Origin of the sequence: Leyella stercorea, from assembly GCF_019052365.1 — a bacterium.
GTDB lineage: Bacteria > Bacteroidota > Bacteroidia > Bacteroidales > Bacteroidaceae > Prevotella.
The window spans coordinates 1-5,277 of sequence record NZ_JAHQUY010000113.1 but is presented as its reverse complement, the minus strand read 5'-3'; the positions used below and the strand labels follow the sequence as shown (position 1 = coordinate 5,277).

General features: G+C 41.0%; 7 protein-coding genes. All 7 read right to left on the bottom strand.

The genetic code is table 11. The annotated features are described in order from the left end of the window. Positions 1-93: 93 nt before the first annotated feature. Positions 94-786, bottom strand: a complete 693-nt coding sequence (locus KTQ90_RS12640) for an XAC2610-related protein (protein ID WP_117664296.1) — start codon at positions 784-786, stop codon at positions 94-96. A 431-nt stretch (positions 787-1,217) separates the two neighbouring features. Then, complete coding sequence (gene mobV, locus KTQ90_RS12635; RefSeq protein WP_217318727.1) at positions 1,218-2,669, bottom strand: MobV family relaxase; 1,452 nt, start codon at positions 2,667-2,669, stop codon at positions 1,218-1,220. A gap of 256 nt (positions 2,670-2,925) precedes the next feature. Then, entirely contained in the window at positions 2,926-3,273 is a 348-nt protein-coding gene (locus tag KTQ90_RS12630; RefSeq protein ID WP_217318726.1) for a hypothetical protein, read from the bottom strand. An 11-nt stretch (positions 3,274-3,284) separates the two neighbouring features. After that, the gene (locus KTQ90_RS12625; RefSeq protein WP_217318725.1) at positions 3,285-3,674 is read right to left on the bottom strand and encodes a hypothetical protein; all 390 of its coding nucleotides are present in this window, start codon (positions 3,672-3,674) and stop codon (positions 3,285-3,287) included. A 149-nt stretch (positions 3,675-3,823) separates the two neighbouring features. Continuing rightward, on the bottom strand, positions 3,824-4,207 hold the full coding sequence (locus KTQ90_RS12620; RefSeq protein WP_217318724.1) for a hypothetical protein: 384 nt from the start codon (positions 4,205-4,207) through the stop codon (positions 3,824-3,826). Continuing rightward, positions 4,200-4,664, bottom strand: a complete 465-nt coding sequence (locus KTQ90_RS12615; RefSeq protein ID WP_022157326.1) for a hypothetical protein — start codon at positions 4,662-4,664, stop codon at positions 4,200-4,202. Before KTQ90_RS12615 ends, KTQ90_RS12620 begins: the two co-directional genes overlap by 8 nt. A 12-nt stretch (positions 4,665-4,676) precedes the next feature. Then, the gene (locus KTQ90_RS12610; protein ID WP_217318723.1) at positions 4,677-5,144 is read right to left on the bottom strand and encodes a hypothetical protein; all 468 of its coding nucleotides are present in this window, start codon (positions 5,142-5,144) and stop codon (positions 4,677-4,679) included. Positions 5,145-5,277: the final 133 nt, after the last annotated feature.

The window sequence follows — 5,277 nt, the reverse complement described above, 5'->3', positions numbered from 1 at the left end:
TACTAAATTTAACCTCACAAAGTTACACCATAAAAACGGCAATTCCCTCGTTTTATTGCATTATCTCACCACACCAATCGCAATTGGATATAATCAAAACGGTACGACCGGTTTCCAGAAATCGCTGATTTGATTTAGTTTCAAGTTTCTCTTCCAAACATTAGCTTTAATAAAATGCTCTTCATAAACAGCCCTGTCTCGCTCTGGATAAATGTTCCCTTTCCAATATTGTCTCAATTCGGCAACCTTAATGAGATGTCCATTGGTGCATACATATTTTGCATATTCGTTCTCTGCGGAAGAAACATAGCCACTTGAAAGAATACACTTGTATTTGTCGCTGATTTTGGGGTTTGGAATATCTTTGAATTCTTCAATTTTGTCATAATGCTCAGTTTTAGGATTCCACACGCAGGCATCAAAATATTCTGTGCCAGAAGCTCCAAAGCTACCCAAATAAAACAATACGTCTTCTTTTATACCGTCAAAATTTATGTCCGCCAATATGCAACTATCAATACGTTCTCCATTTGGTACAAGATCATCGTCTTCAGGATATTTGTATCCGAAGCGATGAATTGTCTTGTCGCCACGTTTTATAATCACTCCATAATCAACATCGTCAACCTCATGCTCTATCATAAGGCTTAGAGTGTCGTCATTACTTCTCATAGAAGAATCAGAAGTTGCTTCTTTCTGTGGAACACATTTCGTTTTATTCTTATTGCATCCCCATACTACAAGAAAACTACAAAAAATGAGTAGAATAAAAACTATCTTTTTCATACTTCTTTTTATTTTTATTGCGACAAAGATACAGAGTTTCTTCTTATTTTCTGCAAAAATGAGCAATTATCTTACTCCACCAATCGCAATTGGGTATAAATCGTGCTGTGGGAACTTCTCGCAGCCGATATAGAGTGTTTCGAAGGCATCGGTGCCGTTGGTACGGTGTTCGAGAAGGTCTTCTTCTGATTCAGGTTGTTTTCACCAAAAAAGGTGCAGATGAAGCGAAGCGTAACAGGAGGTGAAACCAAGGCTGCTGCCCACAAAGGAACAGCCCTTGTCCTACGTTGGTTGGGCGCAAGACAAAGGCTTTATCTGAAAAGGCGGATTTGGATGGAGTCCACGTTGATATGTTCATTCAGTGAATCACTTATTAAATTTAACTGGTAATAAATACCATTTATTACTCATATTACTCGTATTACTAATATTTACCGTCCTCGCTTTCGCTTATGTGTCGCAGGACGCATCATAGCAGCCGATTGAGCAATGCAGCGCCGCCACCAATGTTCATCATCTTCATCCTTGTCACGTCCCCAACCAGTACCAGGTGAGCTGCCTCCGCCACAAGATTGGGCATAAGTAGTTGCCTCACGGATATAGCCGAGAACCAGGAGCATAGCACAATTGATTATGTTGCCGGTGTTTGTTGTAAGGTCATTATATCCCGACTCGTCAAGGATTTCTTGTTGGCGGTCTGATAAAGAAGGGATAAGTGGCTCTATGGAATTTGTCAGCATCTTGTTGTAAGTCCAAAGAATGTTTTTCTGAATTGCCGTAGCTTTCAAATCATTGTCCTCACCAAGACTTTTAAGCATTTCACGATGTTCTTCCCTCATTTCCGCAAGTCTGGCTTTCGCTTCGTTGATAGTATCATTGGCATCGTCAAGCATCTTGTATCGTACTGCCAACTTCTCGTCTATACCTTCCATCTCCTTGCGTAAAAGAGCAATCTTGTTAGCCAATTCGTCATTGTCAGTACCGGATTGACCAAGCTGCTGGGCTATTTGGTCAATCTGCGTTTGTATATCATCTTTCCGGGCTTGCAGATTGGCTATCATGGTAGAGATACCTTTCAGTTTGATTTCTGCGCGGTGAATTTGCTTCAACAAGTCTTCCCTCGTAGACTGGAGATTACATACTTCTGACACAAGTTCACGTTTGTATTCCTCTGTGGAACGATGCCTTGCCCTTGTTTCCTCCATATTGCTACCACGTTCCAATCCCCATTTCTCACTTACAGCCTCCTGCAATTCACTATGAAGCTTGGTCATATTAGCAGACTCTGCTTCCCTGCCATCACCAAATACACTTTTCCATGAAATGCGATTCTTCACGGGATCTACTGGTACCAACGTACAATGACAATGTGGATTTTTCTCATCAAGGTGGACATAGAAGCTGATGATGTTGTCCTCGCCAAATCGCTTTGCCATGAATGAGTATACATCCTTTGCCCATTCTTCTATGTCTTTGCAGCGGACTATTGAAGAGTTATCAGCGCCCTTTGTCAAGTCCACTGTTTGGTTGCCAAAAGCAAGTTCGTGCATACGTTCACGATTGCCTCCAAAGATAAACTGGGCAACAGTCCGTCTTTTCATCACAGCGTTGGGACGTGCATTTGGGTCTTTGATACCCCTTGCAGCCAAGTTCTCCGCCATCTTTTCCGCTATTGTCTTTGAGGTGTCTATCGGTTGAATGATACCACCCTTTACGACTTCAAAGTTGAGTTTCGCCCGTGTCGGGTCATAGTTGGAAAGACTATCTTTGGCTTTCTTCTCCCAATGCTGTTTTGTCCAGTTTCGTTGTTGTTCGTCACTCTCCTGCGAACTTACACCACTGGTCGTAGAGCGCATATCCATTACCTGTTTTTTTCCTGCCATATTCTTTGTTTTTAAGTTCCAAGTACTATTATTCTGCCAGAGCTTGCTCCCCGAAGGAACTCCTCTTGGAGTGGCAGCCTAATACGGTTTTTTCAAAACCGGTAATTAGGCTTACCGATTTGAAAAATCGTTGCTTAACGAGTCGTTGACGCAAGTCGTTTTTGAATTGCAGCAAGCAAGCTCGCAGAGATTTTGAAGAACACATTCGATTGTTGCATTGTTATCGTTCTGAGGTGAAATGATAGGGAATGTGAAGTCATAAGACGAGCTGTTTGTATGACTTCTTGCCGATGAAAAAGACATAAACATTTCCCTGTCGTTTAGAAGTGATGACCGACAAAGCCGTAAGTTGTTCGATAAATGATTGAACGGTATGACGCTCCCAATTCCAATCTTCCGCAAGGCGTTTGTAAGAAGCGGAATAAGGTGCCGTGTTTATGACAACTCCGTCCGCATCTCTAACGGCAACACCTTTTTGTATATGTTCAATCATCCAGACGAAGGCGTCGTATCGTGTAAGACGATGATTGCCTTTTGATCTCAGGCAGTCTATCAAATCAGCACCAAGAGCAAGCCAATTAAGCGAATGAGTATTCTTTTCCATAAATGCAGTTTTTAAGAATGAGACAACATTTTCATTTGTTCAGTATCGGCAGGTTCCGCATGGGCTTTTTGAGTTTTACCTTTACGATGTTTTACTTTGGAAGGGAAACAACAGGCAGCTTCAAGAATAAACGCTAAGGTTACTGCCACCGAAAGCAGATGTGGAATAAACGAAAGTACAATGGTAGTGAAGGCAAGAACCATAACAATCATGCGTGACTGTCTTATTGTCTGAAGCAGTATCATGTTCTTCTTAGAAGCAAGCGAGAAGAATACATAGATTGATGAAAGCATGATGCCTTTCTCCAAGGGGAACAAAGCGTAATACACCAGGTGAAACAAGATAAGTGCAAGACACAGCATTCGTGCCGTGAACAACCTGAAGTTTTCTGAGTAAGCCATACCGAGCCATGCTCTTCTGAATTTTCTGTTAGTGTATAGCCTTGCTGGAAACAAGAACAAAAACAGAGAAAATGCTAAGAATATTGCAATCTTTAAGTACGTCATTTTTATTTGAATAATATGAGTAATACCGTATTACTTGGAAATATCTAAACGTCATCACCGACGTACAGATAGAATGGAGAATTTGAAATTTTAAGCTTCAGAGACTTAAACGATGCTCTGCGAATAATCAGTTCAACATCGTGTATTGTAGGTTCACATTTTGCAATGCGTTCTGCAAAAGCACCGTCTCTTCTGCATATTTTCTTTATGATTTTGGCTATGTCATACTCATATATGTTCCAGACCGTTCTGGATATATGGTACTTCACTTTGCCAGATAACATGATGCGAAGAACAAGACATGATGATTTCACAAGTTTTCCGTTCTCGTGCATCATATAGTCATGCCTTGCTTCAGGAACAACAGCACGATATACCTTGCTGTTGGCATTGATGATGTCGGCTATCTTATATAGTAGTTCAGCCATCATAGTTCATTTTGCAAAATACAGAAAGGAGTTTAGCTGCTGTCATGGCTTCAATAAAGTCAAAAGATGCCTCGTGTGAAAGAAGATCACTTTCAAGCTCGTCCTCCCAAACATCGATAGAGTCGTATATGGTTACGGTGATTCCATCAATAAAGCCGTTAGGCTGTGACACCATATTGACCTTGTACATACTTTGTCCCAATTTGGGGCTGGCAAAGAAACAACAGTGATGTGTATTTGGGGCAGTCTTGCTTGTTCCATGATACAATAATAGTAAGTCCATGTCATCGTCAAGCATGTCCATGACACATCCGATTGGAAATGTTTCTTCAAGAGAAAAATAGAGAATGGCGGAGTCTTCGGTTATGTCTGGTTCCGCACATTTCTTACTGTCAATGAGCCTTGGCAACATGAGCGGTGCCAAAGCCATAAACTTGTTCACTTCTTTTGTTATCATACTTAGTAGGAGTTAAAATGATGAGACATATATTTTTAGTAGTTGCTGTGGCAACAGATAGTTCAATGCATTTAAGTTGATGTCAAACGTCTCAGCAAACTTTCTTGATTTGGGAAGTTGAGAGATGACATAGTTGAACTTCTTTCGTTCCTGCTCGGTCATTGTGGCAAGAGAAAATTGGTCAATGCTGATGAAAGGCTGTATTATCATCCAAAGATAGGCGTTGCCTTGTGCCTTGTTTTTCATTTCAAGGCGGTTAATATTCTCCACACATTCTGCAGAGTTCTGTAACAATCGCCTCACAGTGCGCATAGACATGTAAACGACTACATCTTTTGATGATATTTTCCCGTCCTTTGCTGCCAGAAATATATTTCTGCAGATGGTTTCCGTGTTTTTTGTGATGTCGGACAGAGGTTCGTTGTCCATTTCATATAGGTGTGCAAGAAAAGAACGGAACAAGAAATCTTCTTGGCTCATGAATTTTAGCAGCTCATTCTTGTTGTTTATTCCAGACCTCTTGGTCTCGCTCAAGAAGTATCGGTAACGTTTCAAGATACCTGTTGGCGGAATTAATTTAGTGCATACTTAATTCTGCCAATGGGCTTGTCGT